Origin of the sequence: Paraburkholderia sp. ZP32-5 (assembly GCF_021390495.1) — a bacterium.
In the GTDB taxonomy this organism is placed as follows: Bacteria; Pseudomonadota; Gammaproteobacteria; order Burkholderiales; family Burkholderiaceae; genus Paraburkholderia.
The window spans coordinates 624,529-650,876 of the sequence record NZ_JAJEJP010000002.1 but is presented as its reverse complement, the minus strand read 5'-3'; the positions used below and the strand labels follow the sequence as shown (position 1 = coordinate 650,876).

Here is a 26,348-nt window from a genome sequence, read left to right as displayed (position 1 = left end):
CGCGGCAATACCTACACGCTGCGACGTTTCAACGCCATCTCGATGATGGCAAAACATGAAGTAATTGAATCAGGATCAAAGCATCCAGTTAATTCCCACGTCAACTTTACTTATCTGGCTCCCCATCCTTTAATGTTTGTGAACGTTCCCCAACCGGCACAGGATTGCCATGAGCCATTTTCTGGACAGGTTGCGTTACTTCACGACGACCCGCACGCAATTTTCGGACGGTCACGGCGCCGTCACCGATGAAGACAGAAAGTGGGAAGACGCGTATCGACAACGTTGGCAGCACGACAAGATCGTACGCTCCACCCATGGCGTGAACTGCACGGGTTCGTGCTCCTGGAAAATCTACGTGAAAGGCGGCATCGTCACGTGGGAAACCCAGCAGACCGACTATCCGCGCACCCGCCCCGACATGCCCAACCACGAGCCGCGCGGATGCTCCCGCGGCGCGTCGTACTCGTGGTATCTGTATAGCGCGAACCGCCTCAAATATCCGCTGGTGCGCAGCGCGCTCGTCAAGCTATGGCGCGAGCGGCGCCAGACGCTAGATCCGGTGCAAGCGTGGCAATCGATCGTCGAGGACGAAGCCGCGCGGCGCGGCTATCAGATGCGACGCGGGCTCGGAGGTTTTATCCGCTCCACATGGGATGAAGTCAACGAGATCGTCGCCGCCGCCAATGTCTATACGGTCAAGCATCATGGCCCCGACCGCGTGGTGGGTTTTTCGCCGATTCCCGCGATGTCGATGGTGTCGTATGCGGCGGGCTCGCGCTATCTGTCGCTGATCGGCGGCGTATGCCTGAGCTTCTACGACTGGTACTGCGATCTGCCGCCGGCCTCGCCGCAAACCTGGGGCGAGCAGACCGACGTGCCCGAATCGGCCGACTGGTACAACTCCACCTTCATCATGATGTGGGGCTCCAACGTGCCGCAAACGCGCACGCCCGATGCGCACTTCATGACCGAGGTCCGCTACAAGGGCACCAAGATCGTGTCGATCTTCCCCGATTACGCGGAAGGCGCGAAGTTCGGCGATATCTGGCTGCATCCGAAGCAAGGCACCGACGCGGCGCTGGCTCTGGCGATGGGCCATGTGATCCTCAAAGAGTTTCACCTCGCGGGCAAGAGCGATTACTTCGCCGACTATTGCCGCCGCTTTACCGATATGCCGTGCCTCGTGCGTCTCGTCGAACGCGATGGCCGCTATGTGCCGGAGCGGCTCGTGCGTGCGTCGGACTTCGACGACGCGCTCGGTCAGGCGAACAATCCTGACTGGAAAACCGTCGTGATCGATACGCGGACCAACGATGTCGTCGTGCCGGTCGGCTCCGCCGGTTTTCGCTGGGGACAGAAAGAAGGCGAAGACAAGGGCAAATGGAATCTGCAAGAACAGTCGGCAACGGGTGCCGAAATCGTGCCGCGGCTGACGCTCGTCGACGCGCACGACGAAGCGCTCGACGTGCTTTTCCCATACTTTGGCAATATCCGCCATCCGCACTTCAATCACACCGCGCATGCGTCGACACTGTCGCGCAAGATCGGCGCGCGCCGAATCGCGACCCGCAACGGCGACATGCTGGTCGCCACCGTCTATGACCTGTTCGTCGCGAACTACGGTCTCGATCAAGGGCTCGGCGGCGAGCACATTGCTACCAGCTACGACGACGATCTGCCGTACACGCCCGCATGGCAGGAAGCGATCACCGGCGTAAAACGCGCGGACGTGATCAATGTCGCGCGGCAGTTCGCGGAGAACGCGCATAAGACGCAGGGCAAGTCGATGGTCATCATCGGCGCGGGGATCAATCACTGGTTCCATATGGACATGTCGTACCGCGCGATCATCAATATGTTGATCATGTGCGGCTGTATCGGCAAATCCGGCGGCGGGTGGTCACATTACGTCGGGCAGGAAAAGCTGCGTCCGCAAACCGGCTGGACCGCGCTTGCATTCGCGCTCGACTGGAACCGGCCGCCGCGCCAGATGAACGCGACATCGTTCTTCTACGCACACACGGACCAATGGCGCTATGACCCGATGGATCCGACCGCGCTGCTCTCTCCGCTCGAAGACAAGACGCGCTTTCACGGCGCGCCGATCGACTACAACGTGCGCGCCGAGCGCATGGGATGGTTGCCGTCCGCGCCGCAACTGACGGTCAATCCGCTCGATGTCGGCCGCACGCTGAACGACCCGGCGCAAGCCGGCGCGAAGATCGCCGGCGAACTGAAAGCGGGCAGTCTGCGCATGGCGTGCGAAGACCCCGATAGTCCCGCGAATTTTCCGCGCAATCTGTTCGTATGGCGTTCGAACCTGCTCGGCTCGTCAGGCAAGGGGCACGAGTACTTCCTTAGACATCTGCTCGGCACGACCAATGGCGTGCAGGGCGACGAGGTATTTAAATCCGGCCATAAGCGCCCCGAGGAAATTGCGTGGCATGACGAGGCGCCGCGCGGCAAGCTCGATCTGCTCGTCACGCTGGACTTCCGCATGTCGACCACCTGCATGTATTCGGATGTCGTGCTGCCCACCGCGACATGGTACGAAAAGGACGATATGAACACGTCCGACATGCATCCATTCATTCACCCGCTGTCGGCCGCAGTCGATCCCGCATGGCAATCGAAGAGCGACTGGGAGATTTTCAAAGGCATCGCCAAACGGTTTTCGGAACTCAGCGAGGGGCAACTCGGCGTCGAACGCGATGTCGTGCTGGCACCGATCGCGCACGATAGCCCGGGAGAACTCGCGCAGCCATTCGAGGTACGCGACTGGAAACACGGCGAATGCGAACCCGTGCCGGGCAAGACGATGCCGTCCGTGATCGTCGTCGAGCGCGATTACCCCGCCACGTATGACCGCTTTACGTCGCTCGGGCCGCTGATGGACAAACTCGGCAACGGCGGCAAAGGCATCTCGTGGGACACGAAGGAAGAAGTCAAACTGCTCGGCGAACTGAACTATCGCGTCGCAAGTGATGGCAGTAATGGCAACGGCGGCAATAGCGGCAACAGCACGGCCGGCCGACCGCGCATCGACACCGCGCTCGACGCCGCCGAGGTCATCCTGTCGCTTGCGCCCGAAACCAACGGCGCGGTCGCGGTAAAAGCGTGGGACGCGGTATCGGCGCTGACCGGCATCGAGCACGCGCATCTGGCCGACGCGCGCGCCGATGAAAAGATCCGCTTTCGCGACATCCAGGCGCAACCACGCAAGATCATTTCATCGCCGACATGGAGCGGCATCGAATCCGAACACGTGTCGTATAACGCGGGCTACACCAATGTTCATGAGCTGATTCCGTGGCGCACGATCAGCGGCCGCCAACAGCTCTATCAGGACCATACGTGGATGCGCGCGTTCGGCGAATCGCTATGCGTGTACAAGCCGCCGATCGAAACCGGCAACTACGAGACGATGCTTGGCACGCGTTCGAACGGCAACCCGGAGATCGCGCTGAATTTCATTACGCCGCATCAGAAATGGGGCATTCACAGCACGTACACGGACAATCTGCTGATGCTGACGCTATCGCGTGGCGGCCCGATCGTCTGGCTATCGGAGACCGACGCGCGGCAGATCGGCGTCGTCGATAACGACTGGATCGAGTGCTACAACGCCAATGGCGCGTTGTGCGCGCGCGCCGTCGTCAGTCAGCGCATCCCGCACGGCATGGTGATGATGTATCACGCGCAGGAAAAGATCGTGAATACGCCGGGCTCGGAAATTACCGGCACGCGCGGCGGCATTCACAACTCCGTCACGCGCGTCGCGCTGAAACCGACGCATATGATCGGCGGCTATGCGCAACTGGCCTATGGCTTCAACTACTACGGCACCGTCGGTTCGAACCGCGACGAATTCCTGATCGTGCGCAAGATGAAAAACGTCGACTGGCTCGACGATGCGCCGCCCGATCCCGTCAATCCCGCTACCGAGCATCAACATCGACAGGGAGAAACCTCATGAAGGTGCGCGCACAGATTGCGATGGTGCTGAATCTCGACAAGTGCATCGGTTGCCATACCTGTTCGGTCACCTGCAAGAACGTGTGGACGAGCCGCGAGGGCATGGAATACGCGTGGTTCAACAATGTCGAGACGAAGCCCGGCATCGGCTATCCGAAAGACTGGGAGAACCAGGACCGCTGGCGCGGCGGCTGGAAGCGCAAGGCCGACGGCAAGATCGAACCGCGCCTCGGCAGCAAGTGGCGATTGCTCGCGCAGATCTTTGCGAATCCCCATCTGCCCGAGATCGACGACTACTACGAGCCTTTCACTTTCGATTACGCGCATCTGCAGGATTCCGGCGATACGAAGGCAATGCCGGTGGCGCGTCCGCGCTCGCTGATCAGCGGCGAACGGCTCGAAAAGATCGAGTGGGGGCCGAACTGGGAAGAAATTCTCGGCGGCGAGTTCGAGAAACGCTCGAAGGACTACAACTTCGAGAACATACAGAAGGATATTTACGGGCAGTTCGAAAACACCTTCATGATGTATCTGCCGCGGCTGTGCGAGCACTGTCTGAATCCCGCCTGCGTCGCCGCGTGTCCGTCCGGGTCGATCTACAAGCGCGAGGAAGACGGTATCGTGCTGATCGATCAGGACAAGTGTCGCGGCTGGCGTATGTGCGTGTCCGGTTGCCCGTACAAGAAGATCTATTTCAACTGGCACAGCGGCAAGGCGGAGAAATGCATCTTCTGCTATCCGCGTATCGAGGCGGGACAGCCGACCGTTTGCTCGGAAACTTGCGTGGGCCGCATCCGCTATCTCGGCGTGCTGCTGTACGACGCGGATCGTATCAGCGAGGCGGCGAGCGTCGAGAGTGAAGCCGATCTGTATGAAGCACAGTTGTCGGTGTTCCTCGACCCGAACGATCCTGAAGTAATCGCGCAGGCCGAACGCGACGGCGTACCCGCCGCGTGGCTGGAAGGCGCGCGTCGTTCGCCGGTCTACAAGATGGCGATCGACTGGAAGATCGCTTTCCCGCTGCACCCGGAATACCGGACGCTGCCAATGGTCTGGTACGTGCCGCCGCTGTCGCCAATCAACGCGGCCGCCAATAGCGGCGATCTCGGCATGAACGGTTATCTGCCGGATATCGAATCGCTGCGTATTCCGCTGCGCTATCTCGCGAATCTGCTGACGGCGGGTAAGGAAGAACCGGTCAAGCTCGCGCTCGAACGGCTGCTCGCGATGCGCGCGTTCATGCGCTCGCGCCACGTCGATCAGGTCGAAGCGCCTGGCGTGCTAAAGCAGGCCGGTCTGACGGTCGCGCAAGTCGAGGACATGTACCGCTATCTGGCGATCGCCAACTACGAGGACCGCTTCGTGATTCCGACCTCGCACCGTGAATACGCGGAAGACGCATTCGATCTGCGCTCGTCGTGCGGTTTCTCATTCGGCAATGGTTGTTCCGACGGACGATCCGAAGCGAGTCTGTTCACGACGAAAAAGAGCAACCGCAAGATCCCGATTCGCCAGGAGTTCTGACATGGCTTCTCGTGACGCCACGCCGCCCGGCGCAACCTATGCGGTGCTGGGCGCGCTGCTCGGCTATCCGGAGCAGCCGCTGCTCGATGCATTGCCCGAAGCGCAAGAATTGCTGCACGGCGAACGCGGCCTGACCCGCGACGCGCGCGGCGGCCTCGACCGGTTCATCGACTATTGCGCGCAACGCGATCTGTTCACGCTGCAGGAAAACTACGTGGCGCTATTCGATCGCGGGCGTGGCACCTCGCTTTATCTGTTCGAACATGTCCATGGCGAATCGCGCGATCGCGGCCAGGCCATGGTCGATCTGAAGCGGATGTACGAAGAACATGGCCTGTATCTGGGCACGGGTGAACTGCCCGACTATCTGCCGGTGTTCCTCGAATATCTGTCGCGTCTGCCCGTGCGCGAAGCACGCGATCTGCTCGCGGAAACCGGCGAGATCCTGCAATCGATCACCGCGCATCTCGCCAAACGCGGCAGCCCGTACAGCTTTGTCGTCGGTGCGCTGTTGCCGCTCGCCGGGCTCGGCCGCGGCGAAAAACCCGACACGCTGAACGAGGACGATGCGCAATCGCCGCCCTCCGCCGCCGACTATCGCGCGCTCGATGCCGCCTGGGCCGACGAGCCGGTGCGCTTCGTCGGCGCCGCGACGCCCATCAGCGGCGAAAGCGCGCCCATTCACTTTTACGACAGCCGTCCGGGCGCCCCATCGCCGGCGGGACGCGGTACCACTCGGGAGAACAGGTCATGAGCGACTACTTCCATCAGTTCGTGTTCGGCATCTACCCGTATATCTGCCTCGCGGTGCTGCTGCTCGGCAGTCTCGTGCGCTTCGACCGCGAGCAATACACATGGAAAAGCGATTCGTCGCAGATGCTGCGGCACGGCGCGTTGCGCCTCGGCAGCAATCTGTTTCACTGGGGCATCCTGATCGTGGTGGGCGGTCATTTCGTCGGCTTTCTCGCGCCGCACTGGCTGGTCGCGCCGTTTATCTCGGCGTCGATGCATCAGCTGCTCGCGATGGTGGCGGGCGGCACGGCGGGCATCGTCGCGATCATCGGGCTGACGATCCTGATTCACCGCCGCCTCGGCGATGTCCGCATCCGCCGCAATAGCCGCGTGTCCGATATCGTCATCGTGCTGATGCTGTGGGCGCAGCTCGCACTCGGGCTCGGCACGGTCGTGCTGTCGATGCGGCATATGGACGGCGTGATGTTCGAGCAACTGACCGACTACGTAAAAGGCGTGGTCACGTTCCGGCCGAATATCGCGGGGCTGCTAGTCGGTGTGCCGCTTACCTATCAGATCCATATCGCGCTCGGCTTCACGATTTTCCTCGTATCGCCGTTCACGCGGATGGTGCATATCTGGAGCGGATTCGCGTCGGTGGCTTATCTGATCCGTCCGTATCAACTCGTGCGCAAGCGCTAAGGGGGACTGGCAATGAGCACGATCGACCAGAGCGCGCTGGCCAGCGGTCACCCATTGAGCGTGAACGGCGTCGCAATCGAAACAGCCGCGATCGACGATGAAATCGCGCATCAAGCGGACGCCGCCGATCCGCAAATGGCCGCACGACATGCGCTCGTGATCCGCGAATTGCTACGGCAACGCGCGCTCGAATTGAAGCTGACCGCCGACGGCACCACGCTCGACGATGCATCGCTCGACGCATTGCTCGAACTCGAACTGAACGTGCCGACGGCGACGCGCGCGGACTGCGAGCGCTATTACGAAAGCCACCCCGCGAGCTTCAGACACAACGACATCGTATTCGCGAGTCACATTCTTTTCGCGGTCACCGATCGCGCGCCGCTCGCGCTGGTGCGGCACAAGGCCGAGACCGCGTTGCAACAAGTACTCAGTGCGCCGGACACATTCGAAGACGCGGCGCGCGAGCTATCGAACTGTCCTTCGGCGAAAGTCGGCGGCAGCCTCGGGCAGTTGCTGCGCGGCGATAGCGTGCCCGAATTCGAACGTTCGCTGTTCGACACGCAAGGCATCGGCGTACTGCCGGCGCTCGTCAATACGCGCTTCGGCTTTCATATCGTGCGTATCGATCGGCGAGTCGAAGGCGAGCGGCTTCCATTCGAATCGGTCGAAGCCGATATCGCCCGCTTTCTCGGCGAGCGTGTGCGCCATAAGGCGATCCAGCAGTATGTGAACGTGCTGGCCTCGCGGGCGCGAATCGAAGGCGCGGTTCTGGGCGAAGTCAACGGCCCGCTGGTTCAATAAACGAGGGAAAATTATGAGCGTCCAAAGCGGCATGAACAATCCGGGCGCGACGCCCGGTGTCACCGCGCAGGCGTGGTCGGTACTGCTGGCGAGCACGCTCGCGTTTCTGGTCTGCTTCGTCGTGTGGATGATGTTCGGCGTGCTCGGCGTCCAGTTGCGCGAGGATCTGCAACTGAACAGCACCGAATTCGGCCTGCTGACCTCGACACCCGTTCTGACGGGTGCATTGATGCGTCTGCCGCTCGGCTTGTGGACCGACCGTTTCGGCGGACGCATCGTGATGACGGCGCTGCTGGTCGTCTGCGCGATCCCGGTTTATATCGTCAGCTATGCCAACGCGTTGTGGCAGTTTCTGTTGATCGGGCTTTTTCTTGGCTGCGTGGGCGCGTCGTTCGCGGTAGGCACGCCGTATGTCGCGCGTTTCTTTCCGCCTGAACGGCGCGGCTTCGCGATGGGCTTTTTCGGCGCGGGTACGGTCGGCGCGGCGGTGAATCTGTTCGTCACGCCGTCGTTGCAGGCCGCTTATGGCTGGCGCTTCGTGCCGCGCGTCTATGCGATCGCGCTGCTGGTGACTGCCGTGATCTTCTGGTTCGCGTCAGCGCGCGATCCCGGCGCCGGCAAAAACCAGGGCTCGTTGTTTGATTCATTCAAGGTGCTGCGCAATCCGCATGTATGGCGTCTATGCCAGTACTACTCAATCACGTTCGGCGGCTTCACCGCGCTCTCGCTGTGGATACCGCAGTATCTGAAGGCCGAATACGGGATGTCGCTGGTGATGGCGTCCGCTTTCGCTGCCGGCTTTTCGCTGCCGGGCGCGATACTGCGTGCGGTGGGCGGCGGACTGGCCGACCGTTTCGGCGCGCACAGCGTCACGTGGTGGGGCTTGTGGGTCGCGTGGATATGCCTGTTTCTGCTGTCGTATCCGCCCACTGATTTCGTCATTCACACGATAGACGGCACGCTGACGCTGCACATTCGCGTGACGCTGATCGCGTTCGTGCTGCTGAGTTTCATACTGGGTGGCGTGTTTGCATTCGGCATGGCGTCGACATTCAAATACGTCGCCGATGATTTCGCCGACAACATGGGTGTGGTGACCGGCATCGTCGGCCTCGCGGGCGGACTGGGCGGCTTTCTGCTGCCGATTCTGTTCGGCATACTGCTCGACCTGTTCAAGATCCGCTCGACGTGCTTTATGTTTCTTTACGGCATCGTCTGGGTGTCGCTGATTTTGATTTATCTATCGGAAGTGAAACGTACGCCGGTTGTGGGAGAAGTTGTGCGTTAGCGCCGGCCGGTGGAACCCCGCTACCCGATAACCGGTAGCGGGTGTTTCTCAGTCTTGCACCACCCACTCACACTCAATACGCGACATAAGGCCCAGTACCACCCGGCGTCGACTGCTGCTCGATCGCCGCATACACATTGCGGCCATAGAAGAACGGCAGTCCCCAGTCGAACACGGCCGACGTCACGAACGCCGGCCCGGCGAGCAGCGGCAACGCCGCATCGCCGCCATACGTCTGCGCAATCGACGCCGCATTGCCGACGCTGAACGTCACCGAACTCGTCGCGCCATTCACGCCCTCGATCATCGCGCTCAACTGCTGCATCGACACCGGACAGTAATACGCACCGTTCGGATTCGCGCAGGCCGGCATCAGCGTGGTCTGAAAGAACACACCCGTCGAACCGCTGTCGAGAATACTGTGCGTGTACGTCGTGCCGTTCTGCACGGTCGTGAACGTGCCGTTCGACGGACTCACGCCGATCACCTGCGCATTGCCGAGCCCATTGTTGCTCTGCGTGCCGATACCGAATACGAGTTGCCCCGACACCGAAGGCGCGCCGCCGGAAACCGTCGGCAGGCTCAGAAACGAGCCGTTGTTGTCGGTCGTAAAGTACGGCACCGGATTGGCGACCTGATACTGCTCGGCAAGCGGAATCGACGTACAGTTCGCGCCGCCGCAACCGTAGTACGTCGCGGGAATCGCCTGCTGCGCGCAGTTGGAGCCGCAGTCGTGCTTGAACACGCCGATGCCGAGAATGCCGTTCGCCTGCAATGCGGCCGGCGTGTTGCGCGCCGCGCCGATAGCCGCGCAATCGGTGGGCAGCGACGCGTAAGCCGGGTCGATCACCTGGATCGGCAACGACGTGGCTTTCTCGCCGCCAATCTGCATGTCGGCGAGCTTTACCGAACCCCATGTATAGCCGTCGAAAAACTGCATGCATTCGGCGACGAGATTACCGGAGCCGTCCTTCTGCTGCGGCAGGTTCATCGACGCGGGCAATTGCGACGCAAATATGCGCAGGCCCCATGAGCCGGTATCGACGAGCACGTGATCGATCGTCTGGCAGTTGTTCGTGCCGGGCGCGCAGATCGTGATGCTGACGAACGGCATGTTCGGCACATTGCTCACGCCCGAATCGACCGTCACACGCACCGCGTTCGCGGCCAGCGCCTGCTGCGACGGCGACGCGTTGGTGACGCCCGGGCCGGCCGCCGAACTAGTCGAGCCGCTGCTCGAATTGGCGGTCGGGCTCGCGCCGCTGGAGCCGCCACCCCCGCCACCGCACGCGCTGACCAGCAGCGCCAGAATCACGAGCGGCGTCGCGCCCAGCAGAGTCATCCACGAAGACCTGGATCGCATGCTTCGCCCCGTTACTGGATGACGCTGACGTCGACGCCCGCGGGCACCGCGCGCGGCAAATACGCGTAGCCGGTGAACGCGCGCAGATGACCGCTCGAGAACACCACCAGATCGCCGTTCGACACCGCGAGCGGCGCGCCGCGCCGGGTTGCGTTCGCGGCGACGTAGGTATCGAAGGAAGCGCCGAGCATCGCCTTCAGGTCGGGCAGCGTCGGACCGTCCCACGCGACGCCGAATACGATGCCATTGGCCGCCACGTACTCGCGCACCTGTGTGCCGGACGGCAGCGTCAGCCGATGCACCGAATACGCATGCTGCGTAGTCGCCGCGCGAGCCACTGCATGGAGCCGCGACTGATCGCTGTCGATAGTGCTGGCGTTCTGGCCGAGCGTCGCGTGCGCGGCGAGCGGCAACGCGCAGCTCGCCCCGAGCATTGCGCACGCAATGCGGGTAACAAGCATCGGTTTCAACAGATGTCCCTTCGAGGTGAAACGCCTGCGACGCGGATCGAACCGATCGCAAAACGCGAAACTAAAAGTGGACGCAGCCGGCCGGACAAAGCGCGTTGCGTCGATGCGGGTCGGGCTGCGTGAATGCGTCTACGGATGAACGGGACGAAACTTTAGCGGTAGGACGCGCCGCGCGCCAATCGTTTGCGCTGTGATTTAAGTACTTGAACGCGGTGACGTCGCTGAACGCTGCTGGATTTGGCAGGTGAAAAGAACGTTAAACCTTTAGCTGACAATGGCTTGGCGTCTCTTTCTACTTCGGAAGATATTTAACGCGGTGCGACGGGAAAAAACGTCAATGAGTCGCGTAAAAAATACGAACGCTTCACGGATCATTCGCGCGATGTAAGCAACTGCCGAAAAATAGCGATCCGGCGCGTTTATTCCTCTGACTACGAACGCATTGCGCGCGGCTTCTGAAATTGAAAAAAATACCGCGGAGAACCGGTGGGTTGTCCGCGGCATCGATTGTCCAGACGCAAGCGCGCTGTTACTTCTTCTGCTGATCCAGAAGCGATTTCAACTCCTGCACGTTTTCCTCTACGCGTTTCGCGATGACCGCATACGACTCCGCTTGCGATTGATACGCGGCTTGCGCGAGCTGCTGCATATCGGCCAGCGATTTGTGCAGACTCTGCTGGATCAGCTCGGCGGTTTTCGTCGACGGTGTTGTACCGGCCGCCGCCAGTTGTGTCGTTATCGCCTGCAGCTCGTTGAGCGTGGAGCGCAGCATGTCGGCCTGCTTCTGCGCGAGCGACTGCATGCCCTGGAAAGCCGTCTGGTTCGCCTGAACCAGTGCTTCCATGTCCTTACGGCGCGCTTCCATGATGGCCGGCACGTCGAAGCCCGGGAGCTTGAACTGCTCCAGCATTTTGGTGAGATCGCCAAACGGATTGGCGGCTTCAGGTCGGTCCATGCGAGATCCTCCTTGCGGTTGAATAACGGGGTCAATGATGCGCTATCCGGCTGCGTTGCGCCAGCGGGCGCGCGGTACGCGCCAGCTCTGGAAGCGCTCCCAAAACCCCGCCCGGCGTGGCTTTGGCGGCCTACGTTGGCTGTCCCACATTGCCGCTTCACTGGCGCTTTTCATCTTCCGTCAGGTGATTAGGATAGGAGCACCGCAACATCAGTGCAGGGTGAAGGAATGCGCTATCCGCTGGACATGGCCATTGCCGCCGCTCTGCTCGTGTTTGTCCTCTGCTGCATCATCAAGCTCGCCTTGAACTGAACGTATTCCCCCTTGCCGGACGTACTTTTTTTCGCGTCGTACCGCGCCGCGAAGGCCGCCGCGCGGGCCTCATTTCATCGTGACATCGCGCGAAATAATTGTTGAATGGAGTTCCCCAGGCGACTCGACGATACTTCGTTCGCTGCCGGTGCGTTACGAATCAAACGACGCATGAGATCAAGGTGCTTCACGTGCGAATACGTTCGCCGATGATCGAAGATCACACGGTTGCCCGATCATCGGCGGATGGCTTCGCGACTACTGGCACCGCGTGCCGACGACAGGATCATCATGTTGACTTCAGTGAACTTCATCCAAAAGAACGCCACCCGTTTTATCGGTACCGCGCTTGTTTGCGGCAGCGCGCTGTTGAGCGGCTGCGCCGGCGCCAGCGTCACGAATATGAGCGCGGCGAACACACCGGCGACGATGCAGGCAGGCGTACAGTCGACGATGCATCCGGACACGATCTACGTGTACACGTTCGCGGCCGATCCGCAGCAGGTCAAGCTCGATAGCGGCATGCTGCAGAAGCTGAAAACGCAGATGTCGGGTTCGTCCGACGCGCAGCAGCAGGTTGCCGACGCCGACGCAGTCCGCGAACAGGTCGCCGACGAAATCGTCAAGAAGTTGCAGGCGCAAGGTCTGCACGCGGTGCGCACCGATGCGCCGGTGCCCGCCGACCAGAACGTGCTGCTCGTGCAAGGCAGCTTCCAGACGATCGACTCCGGTAACCGCCGCCGCCGCATGCTGATCGGCTTCGGCGCGGGCAAGAGCGAAGTGACGACGTCGGTGCAGATCCTCTACAAGCCGGCCGGCGGCGAGCCGCGTGTCGTGCAAAGCTTCAACGCCAATGCGGACAGCGGCAAGATGCCGGGCGTCGTTGAAACCGCGGGCGTGGGCGCGGCGGCCGGCACGGTCGCGACCGCCGCGGCGGCGGGCGCGGGTCTGCACGGCGTCAGCGAAACGAAACGCGCCGGTGTATCGGCCGATGCGAAACATCTCGGCGATGCGGTCGCGAAACAGATCTCGCAGATGGGCGTTGAGAATGGCTGGATTTCGACTGCGCAGAAAAGCTGAACGCGGTCAGTAGCGATAGGCAGCAGGTAGATAGCGCGGTTTTACGCGGCGGTGTGGAACGAACTCCACGCCGCCGCTTTTTTATCGATGCGCGCTTTTTGGCGAATCGGATCGCTGGCGTTGCAAATCAGTGCGCGATCCACCTCGGCTGGGGTCCGCCCCCCTTGTCCGCGCAAATCTCCCGTATCAGCGCGAGCAGCGCAATCGGCGTCGTGCCCTTCTGGCAATAGCCATCGAAGTTATGCGGGCTCCGGCCGGTTTCCTTCACGTGATGCTCATCGAGCGACGTAAACGCGACGATGCCGAGGCTTTGCGTCGGCAGATAGCCGCGCAGCGCGCTCGCGGTTTCGTAGCCGTCGTGCTCCGGCATCATGATGTCGAGCACGACGATGTCGGGCACCCAGTCTTTCACGCAGCGCAGCGCCTGAGCAAAGCCGGTCGCGGCCCGCGCTTCGACCCCTTCAAAGGAAAGGAAGGTGGCAAGCGCTTCGGCCGCGTTTTCGTTGTCATCGACGACAAGGACGCGTGGCACTTCATGCAATAGCTTAACCTCTCGGGCACTCCATCTGTGACAGGTCGACGGGATTCGGGACATGCGTGGCAGCCTGCGACAAAAATTAATCAGGCGAGTAGCAAGTGCTGTACCGCGTCGACCGCTTAACGGGAAATCCACGCCGGCACGTTCCGCCCCTATCTAATTTGATCTCGCGCACAACGAAGCCGCTGCGCCAATCGATGCATCGCTCGGGATCATGGCCGATCATTCAAACCGGGCAAATCGCCAACCGCCGCCCCGCCTCATTCAACCGGCGGCTCGCCCTCCGGTTTCTTCCTCGGCTTCTGCTGATCGTCTTCGCGCTGCGGCAGCTTGCTCTTTTCGTTGTCGCTGTGCTTCACGGGCTGGGGATGCTTGAATTGCTCATCGACGTCTACCATGGTGTGCCTCCATGTCATGCAGCCGATCAAGCGCTGCGCTTGAACATATCACGCTATGACATACTATGGAAAAGAGCCTTCACGTGGCGGAGTACCGTGCGCGGAGCAGTCCGCGGCTGAGTACAGGAATGGCTCACGTGGATCACGCGCGCCCCCAAGTCGACCGCGTCCAGCTTCGCAGCGGAATAGTCCGTCACGCGTAAGGCCTTGCCCGGGTCATGGTGGCCGCATGGCGCGGACAATTTCGAGGAGCAGTCATGCCGGTCACGTTTCAGTCGGCCGCCACAGCCGACGTGCAGTTGTTGACGGAACTCGCGCAGTATCTGCTGGGCCTGCTTGGCAAACGCCTCGACAAGCGCGGCGTGATCCAGCACGACAAGCTGCCGCTCGCGATCAGCCGGATCGAGCAGGCCATTTCCAACGAAGAAAAAGCAGAAATCGCGGAAGACGCGCTGAACTGCATCGCTCAGGCTGCATCGCGTGAACGCGGCAGCGGACTCGCGCAACGCGCCCGGCCGCTTCTCGACATGATGCGCGAAGCCGAGCTGCGTCAAGCGGACATTAGCTGGGCGATTTAGCACGGGAAGATAGCCGCTGCGCACGAACGCTTTCGAACGCACTAGCGCATTAATGCAACGCTAGTGCAAGGCATTACGAATGCTCGGCGGACCGCTCGGTCTCGCCGGTACCTGTTGCACCCGCGGCACCCGCGGCCGCCACCGGTGCATCGGCCACCGCGCCCATCGTCACGAGCACGCTACACGTCACCCTGTCCAGCAGCAGACCATCGTTGCGACCGCCCCACCAGCGTGCGAGTCCATGAGCGCGACGATGCCCCACCACGACGAGATCGACATTCAGCTCTTTGGCAAAGAACGGAATCTGATCCAGCGGCTCGCCGATCGCGAGGTGCCCCACCGCGCGAATTCCCCTCGCGGCGAGCTTTTGCAATCCTTCGTCGAGCAGACTTTTGGCGGACTCGTTGATGAAATCCATCGGCACCGCGGAGGTGATGTCGGCGCCCTGCATCCAGGCGGAATTGTTGAGCACGGAAAGCAGATGGACTTCCGCGTTGAGATCCTGCGCGAGAACGGCGCCGTCTTTCAACGCGTGCTGTCCTTCACGCGTTCCGTCATAACAGAGAAGAATGCGATTAAAGCACGACATATCATGTCTCCCTGCACCGTCTTCGCGGGCACATCATCAATTCAGTATATGTCAATCCTTGATACATACGGCCGGACGAAAATGCCACGCAAGTACATAAAGAATCTCTCGAAGCTCCACCAGGCAGGCACTATTCGTGGTGCTCGGCGGTAGCCGACTCGCGTCCATGAAGCAGCGAGATATGACGGAACCGCTCGCGCTGGCGCTCCTCGTTGAAAATGGACAACGACGGCTTGACGAGATCGTGCCGCGACACGATGCCGACCAGTTGATAAGCGGATTCGTCGGCCACCACCGGCACGCGATCCAGCGAACGCGCGGCAAGACGCGCGGCGACATGCCGGCAGGTCTCATCCGGCAGCGCGATTTCGAGCCGCTCATTGGCGTACAGATCGCCAACCGCTAGTGTCGCCTGGCCATTTTCGAGCGCATCGGCAAGCCGCTGCCGATCCGCCATGCCGACGAGGCGGCCCGCCCGCACCACCGGATACGCGCGATGCGCCTGGCTCGGGCCAAAGTGCTGCGCGAGCGCGTCGGCGACGCCAAGATCGGCATCGATCGTCTTGACGGTACGCGTCATGACCTCATTCACGTGATGACGTTCGAGCGGATCGATCCCGTACTCGCGGTAGATGTGGTAGCCGCGTCGCGCAATCTTCTCGGTCAGAATCGAGCGGCGCATAAAGACGACGGTAAAGCCGTACGAAACCGCCGCGGCGGTCAGCAGCGGCAGCAATGCATTCGCGTCGTGCGTCAGTTCGAACGCGAACACGACGGCCATGATCGGCGCACGCATCATGCCGCCGAGCGACGCCGCCATAAAGATCAACGGCCAGATCGCGGGGTCGCCGCCAGGCATCGCCGGACCCAGCAGCGCGCCGACGCCCGCGCCCATCATCAGCAACGGTGCAAGCACGCCGCCCGACGTGCCCGAGCCCAGCGCGATCACCCAGATCACCGCCTTGACCAGCACGATCGCCAGCACGACACCGACGGCCAGGTGATTCATCAGCAGATCGCCGATCACGTCATAGCCGACGCCCAGTGTGCGGGGCTGAAAATAGCCGCCGATTCCGACCGCGAGACCGCCGAGCGCGGGCCACCACATCCAGTGAAACGGCAACCGTGCGAAGGCATCTTCGACCTTATAGAGCCACGTCGACAATCCCCACGACAGCGCGCCGGCAATCAGCCCCGCGAGCGCGCACGAAGCGAGTCCGAGCGCGCCGAGCGGCAGCGTCTGCAGTGGAAAAAGCGGGCCGCTGCCCATCAGCAGCGGTCGTAAAAAGCCCGCCACCGCGCACGAAACCGCGGCAGGCAGCAGGCTGCGTGGCCTCAATTCGAACAGCAGCAACTCCACCGCGAGCAGCACGGCGGCCACCGGCGTGCCGAATACCGCGGTCATGCCGGCGACCGCGCCGGCCACCAGCAACGTCTTGCGCTCGCCGCTCGACAGATGGAAGAACTGCGCGATCAACGAACCGAGCGCGCCGCCCGTCATGATGATCGGCCCTTCCGCGCCGAACGGTCCGCCGCTGCCGATCGCGACCGCCGAGGCCAGCGGTTTCAGCACGGCCACTTTCGGCGACATCTTGCTCTTGCCGAACAGGATGGCCTCGATCGCCTCCGGGATACCGTGGCCGCGAATCTGCTCCGAACCGTAGCGCGCGATAAAGCCGACGATCAGACCGCCCACGACGGGCATCGCGATTACCCAAAGCCCCAGCGTGTTGCCGGCGGGCGAGTTATTCGCGATCGAGAGCGTCTGAAAGAAGAACAGATTGGTAAACAGGCGAATCAGATGCAGCAGGAACTCGGCGGCAAACGTGCTCAGCATGCCGACGACAGCGGCAATGACCGTGATTCGCAGAAGCCGGGTATCGGTGGCGAAATCGCCTTTTGACTCATTCATCTGCACTGCCGCTCCTCGTTCTCGGGATGAAAAGCCTCGATCTGCTCGCCGTTGCTATTGCTCGATATAGATCACGCTGTGATATATACTAACCGGTAAGCAATCGACGTAACAAGCCAGCACGCGCGATTGCGTGTTCGTATTGCACTACGCACGGGAGGTGCCCGATGGTCATCAACAACGACTTCGAAATCAGCTACCTGGTGTTTGCCTTTGCGTTTCTCGGCATCATTCTGATCGGCGGACTGCTCGACAGACTCCACCTCCAGCGGTTGCATCCCCGGCTAGTGGGGGCAACACTGGGCGCGCTGCTCGGATTTGCGTTGATTGAAGCGGTGCCGCTGTTTACCTGAGTTGGCGGGTCGCGGCGAGGTGGCGCTATGAGTCGGGCCAGAGAAAGAAAATATGAGCCCCGTCTGCTTCGGAATTGACGGGTGTGCTGTGCCATTGCCCGCGCCATTTTTCGTGCGGCGAATCTTCCGGCCATTTCACGAGCACCACGTTGCCATCGGATAGAAGATCGAGCACGGTGCCGCCGTAGCTGCCGATCACGGTGATCGGAACACCAGCGGAATATTCGGTGGCCAGCCTGGAGCCGCCCGCTGCAAAACGCGTCCATTGATCATGCGCGCCTGCCGGTCGTTCGTATCGGCCGCTGAAGCGCGCGGGTTCGCACGCGTACGCTGCGGGAACAACGCAAGCCGCCGCGAGCGCGACAGCGTAACGTCGCCGCGATGAACGTCGTTTCATCGTCGATCCTTTATCGGCTACGTTGGCTTCATTGCCGTCACGCAAACCGGACCGGGCGGATAAAAAAGCCCTGCGCAATAGGTTCAAAGTCCCCAGATGATGTCCACATCGCGTTCGCGCGCCGCGCGCATCATGTCGAGAAACGGCCATGCGCGTTGCGAAAGCCGGTTATGCGACTCGCGATGATTGCCGGGCGAACAATGCAACGCTTCCGCGGTGGCTTCCACGGTCGCGTCATCGGTGATCGCCGCTTCGAGGCGATCGATTGCGTGCGGGAGTTCATCGTGCGTAATGACGCCGCGTTCGCCGAGCCGCTTGCCGATCAGTCCCAGCAGATATTGAGCGAGGTCTCTGAGCATCACGACATCCGGTGACGCCGTCGATTGAAAAGTGATCATCATGATGGCTCCTTTATCGATGTACGAAACAAACCGAATGCAGCTTGTGTCGCCCCTTGTCGATATTTTATATCACAACATGATAAGAGAGCCCAACGGCCCATTCTTCCGCAGCGCATCATGCGAAAGCGCGGTTTTATATCATATTGAAATATAATCATGACCACACTGTATTCGCGTTGCCAGGGTTTCCCCGGTAATGTCGGCCCCGGCACAATCGACTACTTCCGCACTCATCTTGTCCCGTACCCTCGTTCTTGGCTGGCTTTCCAGTTTCCTGCCCGCACCGGTCGCCGTGAAATGGCACGAGCGTGCGCGTTCATGTGTCGGCGCACTGCTCGGTATCGCGTTCACCGGCGGGCTCATGTACCTGCTGCTTGGGCCCAGCGCGAATATTCCGCTGCTGGTCGCGCCGATGGGCGCGTCCGCCGTGCTGCTATTTGCGGTGCCCGCGAGTCCGCTCGCGCAACCGTGGTCGATCATCGGCGGTAATCTGGTGTCCTCGACGATCGGCGTAACCTGCGCGCTGTTGATCGGCGATCCGACTCTTGCCGCCGCGTCGGCGGTTGCGCTGTCGATTGGCGGGATGTTCGCGCTGCGCTGCGTACACCCGCCGTCGGGAGCGGTGGCGTTGACCGCGGTGCTCGGCGGCCCCGTCATTCATGCGCTCGGCTATCGGTTCGTGCTCGAACCCATCGCGATCCAGTCGGCCGCGCTGCTGCTCGCGGCGCTCCTCTATCACGCGGCCACTGGCCATCGCTATCCGCACGTGGGCGGACAGGATCGCGCCACCGCCAGCCAGGCCGCCGACGAAGCGTCGCGCGTCGGCTTCACGCGCGCCGATGTGAAAGCCGTGCTCGGCCGCCGCGATGAACTGCTCCCCATCGATCCCGACGACCTCTATTCGCTGTTGCGCGAAACGCAGTTGCAGGCGTTTTCGCGCAGCTTCGACGAACTGCGCTGCGAAGACATCATGTCGCGCCATGTCGTGTCGGTATCGGCGACTACGCGCGCCAGCATCGCGTGGGCCCTGTTCAAGCGCAACAAGGTGAAGGCGCTGCCGGTGGTCGACGCCGGCCAGAAGCTGGTCGGCATCGTCACGCGCGTCGATTTCGTCGACAAGAGAAGTTTTGGGCCCCTCGGGCCGATCATCCGTTACCTCGACGGCTGGCTGCGCGGCGACACGCTTCGCACAATAAACATCGGCAACGTGATGACCACCGAAGTTTGCTGCGTCAAGGCGACCGAGCCGATTACCGAACTCGTGCCGATGTTCGCGAACTTCGGCCACCACCACGTACCGGTACTCGACAACGCGGAGCGGGTAGTCGGCATGATCACGCAGGCGGATCTGATCGCCGGCCTTTACCGGCAAACCGTCGCGACAGCCCGCCGGATAGCGTGATTTCGCGAAAGCGAAACACGCCGCGAAAGCAGACCGAAAGCATCACGCGAAGCAGGCCGCGCCGCTAAACGCTAAACACCAACGCTAAAGCGAGCGCACCGAAAGAGATTCCGCATATACATCATTATGTGATACATTTTTGGATTTCCTCACATGGCGGGACATCCAATGAAAGTACGGACTCGCGGACTGAACAAGCGCGACTTCGAGCAGCTGTCGGAGTTTCGCTATCAGATGCGGCGTTTCGAGCGGTTTTCTGAACAGGCCGCGCAAAACGAAGGCATTACGCCGCTGCAATACCTGTTGCTGCTGCATATCAAAGGTTACCCGGAGCGCGATTGGGCAACCGTCGGCGAACTGGCCGAGCGGCTTCAGGCGCAGCATCACGGCGTCGTTGCGTTGGTGTCGCGCTGCGAGGCGCTGAATCTCGTGCGCCGGCAGATCAGCGAAACCGACCGCCGGCAGGTCGAGGTTCACCTCGAAAAAGCAGGCGAACGAGTACTCGAGCGGCTCGCGGAGTTGCACCGCGCGGAGCTGAAATCGCTCGAAGGTTCCTTTCAGATTCCACAGATCGACTTCGAATAACCATGAGTATGGATTCCCACAAGCGCGACTTTTCGGCCAACGCGCGGCTGCCCGGCATTTTCGCGCTGGCTGCATGTATCGGTTTGATCAGCACGCTTGCCGCTTTCGTCTTGCTGAACCTGATCCGGCTGTTCACCAATCTGTTTTTCTTCGGCACGTTGTCGTTCGTCGAACGCTCGCCTGCCACCAATACGCTCGGGCTGTGGGTGATCGGCGTGCCGGTGATCGGCGGGCTGATCGTCGGGATGATGGCGCGTTTCGGCTCCGAGAAAATCCGCGGCCATGGCATTCCTGAAGCGATCGAGGCGATCCTGTTCGGCAAGAGCAAGATGTCGCCGAAGGTCGCCGTGCTCAAACCGCTGTCGTCGGGCATCGTGATCGGCAGCGGCGGACCGTTCGGCGCCGAAGGCCCGATCATCATGACCGGCGGTGCTCTCGGCTCGCTGATTGCGCAGTGCGTGAAGGTCACCTCGGCGGAACGCAAGACGCTGCTCGTCGCCGGCGCCGCCGCGGGCATGACCGCGGTGTTCGGCACGCCGGTGGCGGCCGTGCTGCTCGCCGTCGAACTGCTGCTGTTCGAATGGCGCCCGCGCAGTTTCCTGCCGGTCGCGATCGCCTGCGCGGTCGCCGGTTTCGCGCGCGCGCTTTTCTTCGGTACCGGTCCGCTGTTTCCGCTGCAAACCGCCGCGCCGGACGGCTGGTCGCTGGTTTCCTGCGCGATTGCCGGCGTGCTGTCGGGCGCGCTCGCATCGGGCCTGTCCGCCGCGCTCTATAAAGTCGAAGACCTGTTCGGCAAACTGCCGATCCACTGGATGTGGTGGCCGGCGCTCGGCGGCATCGTCGTCGGGATCGGCGGATGGCTCGAACCGCGCGCGCTCGGTGTCGGCTATGACGTAATTGGCGATCTGCTGCATCAGCACATTGCGGTGCAAGTCGCGCTGCTGCTGCTCGCGGTGAAGGCCGTGATGTGGGTCATCGCGCTCGGCTCCGGCACCTCGGGCGGCGTGCTCGCGCCGCTGCTGATGCTCGGCGCCGGCCTCGGCACCGTGCTCGCGCACTGGTTGCCTGGCAGCGAACCGGCGTTGTGGCCGCTCGTCTGCATGGCCGCGACACTCGGTGCGACGCTCGGCGCGCCACTCACCGCCATCGTGTTCGCCTTCGGCCTGACACACGACAGCAATGCCTTGCTGCCGCTATTGACCGCCACGCTGATCGCGCACGGCTTCTCGACGGTGGTGATGCGCCGTTCGATCATGACCGAGAAGATCGCGCGCCGCGGCTATCACATCTATCGCGAGTACGGCGTCGATCCGCTGGAGCGTCACTATGTCGATGAAGTGATGACCGCATCGGTCGAATCGATCGACTCCGGCAAGACGGTCGGCGACACGCTGCAAACGCTGTTCGGTGCAAACCAGCTGCGTCGCGCCTACCCTGTCGTGCGCGACGGCGCGGTGATCGGCGTGGCCGATCGCGCGCTGCTCGAACAGTTCTGCGCCGACGACGCGCAACACAAGCGCGCGATGACGCTCGCCGACGTATTCGCGCAGCAGAACCCTGCTTTTGCATTGCCATCCGAAACCTGCCGGCTCGTCGCAACGCGGCTCGCGGTACTTGGCCTCGAACGTCTGCCGGTAGTGGCCGACCGCAAGAGCATGCATCTGGTCGGCATCGTGTCGCGCAGCGATCTGGTCAAGCCGTCGCTTGCGCACTTCGAGGAAGAGCACAAGCGTGAGCGCTTCCGGCGCATCGGGCCGTCGCTTGGAAAACGGCGCTTTGCGCCGGTTCGCAAAGCCGGCTAAAAGCACTGCAATGGGCGAATAAAAGGCCGAGGCCAGTGATGGTCTCGGCCTTTCTGTTTGTGTGCCGGGTGATGGCAGAGCAGTACTCTTCGTTGCGACTGCCACTATTTGCCGGCACCGCGCGACTCGACGCAACTGAGCACGAGTGTATCGCCCGATTTCGCGCCAGCGCCCAGTGCCGCGCTATGAAACTCGGCGTTATCGCAATGCCATTCGGCAAGAAAATCGCGCCGGCACGTACCGGCGATGCTGTCTTTATGCGGCCCCGCCTGCAGTCCCGGCACCGCATAGCCGCAACTCTCGCGACCGTTGCAATGACGCGCGACATCGCGAGTCAGGTTGCCGCGCGCCGCGCCGCAGTTCTGCCCATAGGTGCCGGATACGATCGTGATCGTGCGCTGTTCGGCGCCGACATTCGCGGCCAGCACAAACATGCCCAACATAAGCGGCATGCAGCGAATGATTCCGCCGACGAAAACAGGCCTGCCTTTCGTAGGGCGATTCAACGTAATCACTTTGCACCTCCTGGCCAGTCGCGCGGCGCGATCGGTGCACGCTAAAACACGCCGCGCTCGAATCGAGCCCGGCCGAATGCGCGATGTCGCGCTCGCCGTGTGTGCGAATAGATCCTTGTTCATCCACTCGATCCTGTCGCCGCGATGCACCGTCAACATCGGCGGATTGAAGCGCATCCGCCGATCACGATGTAGCAGGTTTTGGGCGCGGCAATGCTGTTGGCCGGCGACATCATGGCCGTCAATGCACCGATGGATATGCCGATGAATGCGATCACCCACGCATGGCCCGCGAAGCCCTTCACGCGCGGGCGATACCAGCGCCGCATCGATGATGCTTAGCCATGCGCTTGCCCAGTTCCGCCTGCAGATGCTTCGCATGCTCCAGATGCGCGACGAAAGCCGGCCGCACCTTGACGAGAAGCACCTTCAATTCGCGGTTCCGCGCGCTGGGAATCAGCGTGTTGTCGGGCGCATCGAGCACACTTTCATGATAGGCCACTTCATGATCGATATAGGCCCGGTCGAACGCCGCGCCCTGCAGCGTTTTCAATTGGGCAAGATTGTCGTCGCGGCCCTGTTTCACATGTCTCCAGAACCGGGGCGCGAATGTGCCGGTTGATATGGAGTTGGATGTCACGTGAAAAGACGCTGTTCCCGTTTTGCGCGTACAACGGCAATCGTCGAAGCGGACCGCGCTCGCGACAACGAGCGCGCTATCTTCAAGCCGAAAGCATCGTTATTCGAGCGCCTTGTCGTTCGGCGCCGCATAGAGCTGCTTCAGCGAATCGGTCATCGGAAAGTCGAAGCTGATGTTCTTCGGCGGCACCGGCTTCATAAACCATTTGTCGTACATGGTCTGGATTTCCGGCCCTTTCATCGCCTGTCCGAGCGTGCCGTCGACCAGTTTCTTGAACTCGGTATCGCCGTGGCGCAGCATAAAGCCATACGCTTCCGACGACTGCGGCGTGCCGGTGATGATCCAGTCCGACGGCTTCGCGGTCAGCGTGCGCGTGCCGGCCAACAGCACGTCGTCCATCATGTACGCAGCAGCGCGCCCGCTTTCGAGCGTGAGACGCCCCTCGCCATAGTCCTTCGCGCTGATGATCTGCATGTTCATCTTCCGCTCTTCATTCATCTTGCGCAGGATGCGCTCGGACGTCGTGCCCTGATTGGTCACCACGGTTTTGCCCGCGAGATCCGGGAAGTCCTTGATGCCGGAATCCTTGCGCGTGAGCAGACGTGTCGTCGCGACGAAGAACGTATCGGCAAACGTCACCTGATTCTGGCGCGCGGCGAGATTGGTCGTCACGCCGCATTCGAGGTCGACGGTGCCGTTCTGCACCAGCGGAATACGGTTTTGCGACGTGACCGGAATAAAGCGCACCTTCAGATCGGCGCGTCGGGTTTTCGCCTTCACCGCGTCGATCACCTTGTTGCACAGATCCTGCGAAAACCCGATCACCTGATTGTTTGCATCGACATACGAAAACGGCACCGACGTTTCACGATGGCCGATCGCGATCACGCCTCTTTGCTGGATTTTCGCGAGCGTGGACGTTGCGTCCTGCGCGAACGCGCCGGGACTCGCCGATATCGCGGCGGCGAGCACCGCGACAGCGGGCCAATTCATTACTTTCATGGGCTCTCTCCAATCGTGCGGTATCTGTGTCAGGAATTGCCGGCTTCTACGCGAACCGTCTACATATGTTGCCATTAAAAAATAATCGACAACATATGTTAACTACTGAGTCACAACCGCGATTGCAGCATCGCCCGATGGTCTTCGTTGCGGCCACGGTTATCCGTACCGGACAGCATCCCCGAAACCGTACAGGTACTGTACCGGCCCACATCGTTAGAATGACCTTCACCCATTTCCGCCGACACCGGAGCCCTCCATGTCCTCTGTCACTCTCAGCGCGCTGCCCGCCGGCATTCTGTTCGCGCTCGTCACCTCGATCACGCCCGGTCCGAACAACACGATGCTGCTGGCTTCCGGGGTCAATTTCGGCTTTCGCCGCACGCTGCCGCATCTGTCGGGTATCAGTGCCGGCGTGGTGCTGTTGATGCTGTCGGTCGGCATCGGGCTCGGCGAAGCGTTCATGCATTTCCCGGTGCTGTACACGGTGCTCGAAGTCGTCAGCGTTGCTTATCTGCTGTATCTGGCGTGGAAAATCGGCACGTCGGGCGGGCTCGAACTCAAAAAGGGCGAACGCCGCCCGATGCGCTTTCACGAGGCGATCGCGTTCCAGTGGGTCAATCCGAAGGCGTGGATGATGGTGCTGACCGCCGCCACGACGATTCATCTCAGCGAGAGCTACGGCATGAACGTCGTGGCGATGGCCGTGGTGTTCTATGTGATCGGCTTTCCGTGCATCTGCCTGTGGGCAGGGTTCGGCACGGCGATGCGTCAGGTGCTGGCGAATCCGAAGCGGCTGCGTGTTTTCAATGTCGCGATGGCGCTGCTGCTGGTGTTCTCGCTGTATCCGATCGCGCTGAAGCTATTGGGCCACGGCGCGTGAGCGTGAGCGCGCTGGATGCGTTCTACTGCACCAGCCTCGGCGGCGTATAAGCGCCGTAGTTCGGCCCGACGCCGCCCGAGGCGATCGTTTCGCAGTGGCTCATATCGTTGGACATCTGCACGAGCACATACGGGTCCTTGCCCTTTGCTGCATCCAGGATATGCAGGCAGGCAAACGCCACGACAGGCTGAAATCCGCTTGCCGACGGATCGCTGACCACCGCCACCGTCGCCCACGCGCATTGCCCATTGCCCGCGGCGCTGCAGGCGGATGTGGCGTTGAAAAGCGAGTTTTCAGTGCCGCTCTGCATCCACGTCCCCGGCGAAGATCCGATGGAGAGCGTCGTCGGATTACCGCTCGTCAACAGGCCGTTTAAGTAGCTGGCACTTTGATTACTGACGCTGAACGTCGTCCACTGCCCTGAATTGCACGTGCCGTAGTGGTAAGACGAGCCGATCTGAAAAATATACGGCTGCCCCGCGACCTGATTCGGCCACGAAATCCCCGCCACGACACCGTTATTCGGCGCGTTCTTCGGCGTATTGGTTGTCGAATTCCAGTAGTTGTCGTACAGACACTTCGACATCGCGATCGGAAACAGCCCGTGCGGCCCCACGCTGCCCGGCGACGACAGCACCGCCGTCGCCACCGCGCTCGCCTTCAGTGCCCGGACGCCGAACACCCGGCCGAGAAACGCGGCGACGGAGCCGTTCGCATTCGAGCCGTCCTTCAGAATGGTCACCTGCACCGCGGGCATATCGCTGGTTCCCGGTGTGAACGGCAGCGCCTCGATGCCATACGGCGTGCCGGTGGCATTCCAGTAGCCGGTCGATACGGTACTGGCTTTCACATAGGCGCCCTGCACCTGGTTGGTCGAACTCGACGTCGAGAACGTCGATGCCGTGGCCTGCGCGGTCGTAAAGTCCGGCTGGCCGGCGGTGCTGTTACCGCACTCGGTGCGCGGCTTCAGACAACCCGCTCCCGCCATCGCGGCCGCATCGGCGGCGTTCTGCAACTCGTTGCGCGCAACCATCAGATTGCCGATATCGACGGCAAGCGCCGCGATCCCAAGCAGGACGATCAGCATCAACGCCACCATCACGGCTACGGCGCCCCGCTCCTTCTTTCTGCTCCCCGTGCGCATG

The 26,348-nt window shown here is 61.7% G+C and carries 25 protein-coding genes and 1 pseudogene; 13 read left to right on the top strand and 13 right to left on the bottom strand.

All coding sequences use genetic code 11. The features are described 5' to 3' along the window. The first annotated feature begins 169 nt into the window (after positions 1–169). The 6 genes from L0U82_RS21765 to L0U82_RS21740 are packed head-to-tail and all read left to right on the top strand — an operon-like array spanning position 170 to position 9,028. Positions 170–3,979, top strand: coding sequence for a nitrate reductase subunit alpha (locus L0U82_RS21765; protein ID WP_233834381.1), 3,810 nt, complete (start codon positions 170–172; stop codon positions 3,977–3,979). Then, positions 3,976–5,502, top strand: coding sequence for a nitrate reductase subunit beta (gene narH / locus L0U82_RS21760; protein ID WP_233834379.1), 1,527 nt, complete (start codon positions 3,976–3,978; stop codon positions 5,500–5,502). Before L0U82_RS21765 ends, narH begins: the two co-directional genes overlap by 4 nt. A gap of 1 nt (position 5,503) precedes the next feature. Further along, complete coding sequence (narJ, locus tag L0U82_RS21755; RefSeq protein WP_233834377.1) at positions 5,504–6,256, top strand: nitrate reductase molybdenum cofactor assembly chaperone; 753 nt, start codon at positions 5,504–5,506, stop codon at positions 6,254–6,256. After that, positions 6,253–6,936: a respiratory nitrate reductase subunit gamma gene (gene narI / locus L0U82_RS21750; RefSeq protein WP_233834375.1), complete on the top strand. Its 684-nt coding sequence runs from the start codon at positions 6,253–6,255 to the stop codon at positions 6,934–6,936. The genes narJ and narI overlap by 4 nt, the downstream gene beginning before the upstream one ends. A gap of 12 nt (positions 6,937–6,948) precedes the next feature. Next, positions 6,949–7,740, top strand: coding sequence for a peptidylprolyl isomerase (locus L0U82_RS21745; protein ID WP_233834373.1), 792 nt, complete (start codon positions 6,949–6,951; stop codon positions 7,738–7,740). A 13-nt stretch (positions 7,741–7,753) separates the two neighbouring features. Beyond that, a complete protein-coding gene (locus tag L0U82_RS21740; protein WP_233834371.1) occupies positions 7,754–9,028 on the top strand; it encodes an MFS transporter in 1,275 nt (424 codons plus the stop codon). 73 nt (positions 9,029–9,101) lie between these two features. Here L0U82_RS21740 and L0U82_RS21735 read toward each other — a convergent pair whose 3' ends face one another. The 3 genes from L0U82_RS21735 to L0U82_RS21725 form a co-directional block, all read right to left on the bottom strand. Continuing rightward, positions 9,102–10,370, bottom strand: a complete 1,269-nt coding sequence (locus L0U82_RS21735; RefSeq protein WP_442793648.1) for a DUF3443 domain-containing protein — start codon at positions 10,368–10,370, stop codon at positions 9,102–9,104. 32 nt (positions 10,371–10,402) lie between these two features. Beyond that, positions 10,403–10,852: a DUF2844 domain-containing protein gene (locus tag L0U82_RS21730; RefSeq protein ID WP_233837440.1), complete on the bottom strand. Its 450-nt coding sequence runs from the start codon at positions 10,850–10,852 to the stop codon at positions 10,403–10,405. Positions 10,853–11,390: 538 nt separating this feature from the next. Beyond that, entirely contained in the window at positions 11,391–11,816 is a 426-nt protein-coding gene (locus L0U82_RS21725; RefSeq protein WP_233834369.1) for a phasin family protein, read from the bottom strand. A 603-nt stretch (positions 11,817–12,419) separates the two neighbouring features. Between L0U82_RS21725 and L0U82_RS21720 the strand changes: the two genes are divergently transcribed. Beyond that, on the top strand, positions 12,420–13,208 hold the full coding sequence (locus L0U82_RS21720) for a DUF4410 domain-containing protein (RefSeq protein ID WP_233834367.1): 789 nt from the start codon (positions 12,420–12,422) through the stop codon (positions 13,206–13,208). Between the two features lie 127 nt (positions 13,209–13,335). Here the strand turns inward: L0U82_RS21720 and L0U82_RS21715 are convergent, their stop codons facing one another. Continuing rightward, a complete protein-coding gene (locus L0U82_RS21715) occupies positions 13,336–13,803 on the bottom strand; it encodes a response regulator (RefSeq protein WP_233834365.1) in 468 nt (155 codons plus the stop codon). Positions 13,804–14,006: 203 nt separating this feature from the next. Then, on the bottom strand, positions 14,007–14,144 hold the full coding sequence (locus tag L0U82_RS21710) for a hypothetical protein (protein WP_233834363.1): 138 nt from the start codon (positions 14,142–14,144) through the stop codon (positions 14,007–14,009). Between the two features lie 257 nt (positions 14,145–14,401). Here L0U82_RS21710 and L0U82_RS21705 point away from each other — a divergent pair, with 257 nt between their 5' ends. Next, a complete protein-coding gene (locus tag L0U82_RS21705; protein WP_233834361.1) occupies positions 14,402–14,722 on the top strand; it encodes a DUF1840 domain-containing protein in 321 nt (106 codons plus the stop codon). A 73-nt stretch (positions 14,723–14,795) separates the two neighbouring features. Here the strand turns inward: L0U82_RS21705 and L0U82_RS21700 are convergent, their stop codons facing one another. Next, entirely contained in the window at positions 14,796–15,311 is a 516-nt protein-coding gene (locus tag L0U82_RS21700; RefSeq protein WP_233834360.1) for a universal stress protein, read from the bottom strand. Positions 15,312–15,441: 130 nt separating this feature from the next. Beyond that, on the bottom strand, positions 15,442–17,223 hold the full coding sequence (locus tag L0U82_RS21695) for a chloride channel protein (RefSeq protein WP_233834358.1): 1,782 nt from the start codon (positions 17,221–17,223) through the stop codon (positions 15,442–15,444). Positions 17,224–17,390: 167 nt separating this feature from the next. On the opposite strand from L0U82_RS21695, the gene L0U82_RS21690 reads away from it, so the two are divergent. Continuing rightward, positions 17,391–17,576, top strand: a complete 186-nt coding sequence (locus tag L0U82_RS21690; RefSeq protein ID WP_233834356.1) for a hypothetical protein — start codon at positions 17,391–17,393, stop codon at positions 17,574–17,576. Between the two features lie 25 nt (positions 17,577–17,601). Here L0U82_RS21690 and L0U82_RS21685 read toward each other — a convergent pair whose 3' ends face one another. Together L0U82_RS21685 and L0U82_RS21680 are read right to left on the bottom strand one after the other, a co-directional pair. Continuing rightward, positions 17,602–18,060 carry a hypothetical protein gene (locus tag L0U82_RS21685; protein ID WP_233834355.1) on the bottom strand — a complete coding sequence of 153 codons (459 nt, stop codon included), beginning with the start codon at positions 18,058–18,060 and terminating at the stop codon, positions 17,602–17,604. Beyond that, complete coding sequence (locus tag L0U82_RS21680) at positions 18,057–18,374, bottom strand: DUF1840 domain-containing protein (RefSeq protein ID WP_233834354.1); 318 nt, start codon at positions 18,372–18,374, stop codon at positions 18,057–18,059. Before L0U82_RS21680 ends, L0U82_RS21685 begins: the two co-directional genes overlap by 4 nt. Positions 18,375–18,609: 235 nt before the next feature. On the opposite strand from L0U82_RS21680, the gene L0U82_RS21675 reads away from it, so the two are divergent. The 3 genes from L0U82_RS21675 (at position 18,610) to L0U82_RS21665 (ending at position 22,163) form a co-directional block, all read left to right on the top strand. Then, positions 18,610–19,776 carry an HPP family protein gene (locus tag L0U82_RS21675; protein WP_233834353.1) on the top strand — a complete coding sequence of 389 codons (1,167 nt, stop codon included), beginning with the start codon at positions 18,610–18,612 and terminating at the stop codon, positions 19,774–19,776. Positions 19,777–19,944: 168 nt separating this feature from the next. Then, entirely contained in the window at positions 19,945–20,361 is a 417-nt protein-coding gene (locus tag L0U82_RS21670; RefSeq protein ID WP_233834352.1) for a MarR family winged helix-turn-helix transcriptional regulator, read from the top strand. A 2-nt stretch (positions 20,362–20,363) separates the two neighbouring features. Then, a complete protein-coding gene (locus L0U82_RS21665) occupies positions 20,364–22,163 on the top strand; it encodes a chloride channel protein (RefSeq protein ID WP_233834351.1) in 1,800 nt (599 codons plus the stop codon). 104 nt (positions 22,164–22,267) lie between these two features. Here the strand turns inward: L0U82_RS21665 and L0U82_RS21660 are convergent, their stop codons facing one another. The 3 genes and pseudogenes from L0U82_RS21660 to L0U82_RS21645 all read right to left on the bottom strand — a co-directional run bounded on the left by L0U82_RS21660 (position 22,268) and on the right by L0U82_RS21645 (position 24,320). Further along, on the bottom strand, positions 22,268–22,606 hold the full coding sequence (locus L0U82_RS21660) for a hypothetical protein (protein WP_233837439.1): 339 nt from the start codon (positions 22,604–22,606) through the stop codon (positions 22,268–22,270). 373 nt (positions 22,607–22,979) lie between these two features. Continuing rightward, positions 22,980–23,264: pseudogene (locus tag L0U82_RS21650) on the bottom strand (DUF4142 domain-containing protein); the annotation flags it as partial. A 153-nt stretch (positions 23,265–23,417) separates the two neighbouring features. Next, positions 23,418–24,320: a glutamate/aspartate ABC transporter substrate-binding protein gene (locus tag L0U82_RS21645; RefSeq protein ID WP_233834350.1), complete on the bottom strand. Its 903-nt coding sequence runs from the start codon at positions 24,318–24,320 to the stop codon at positions 23,418–23,420. A 259-nt stretch (positions 24,321–24,579) separates the two neighbouring features. Here L0U82_RS21645 and L0U82_RS21640 point away from each other — a divergent pair, with 259 nt between their 5' ends. Then, a complete protein-coding gene (locus L0U82_RS21640; RefSeq protein WP_233834349.1) occupies positions 24,580–25,203 on the top strand; it encodes a LysE family translocator in 624 nt (207 codons plus the stop codon). 22 nt (positions 25,204–25,225) lie between these two features. Here L0U82_RS21640 and L0U82_RS21635 read toward each other — a convergent pair whose 3' ends face one another. After that, positions 25,226–26,347 (bottom strand): TadG family pilus assembly protein, encoded by a 1,122-nt coding sequence (locus tag L0U82_RS21635; protein WP_233834348.1) that lies wholly within the window; start codon positions 26,345–26,347, stop codon positions 25,226–25,228. Position 26,348: the final 1 nt, after the last annotated feature.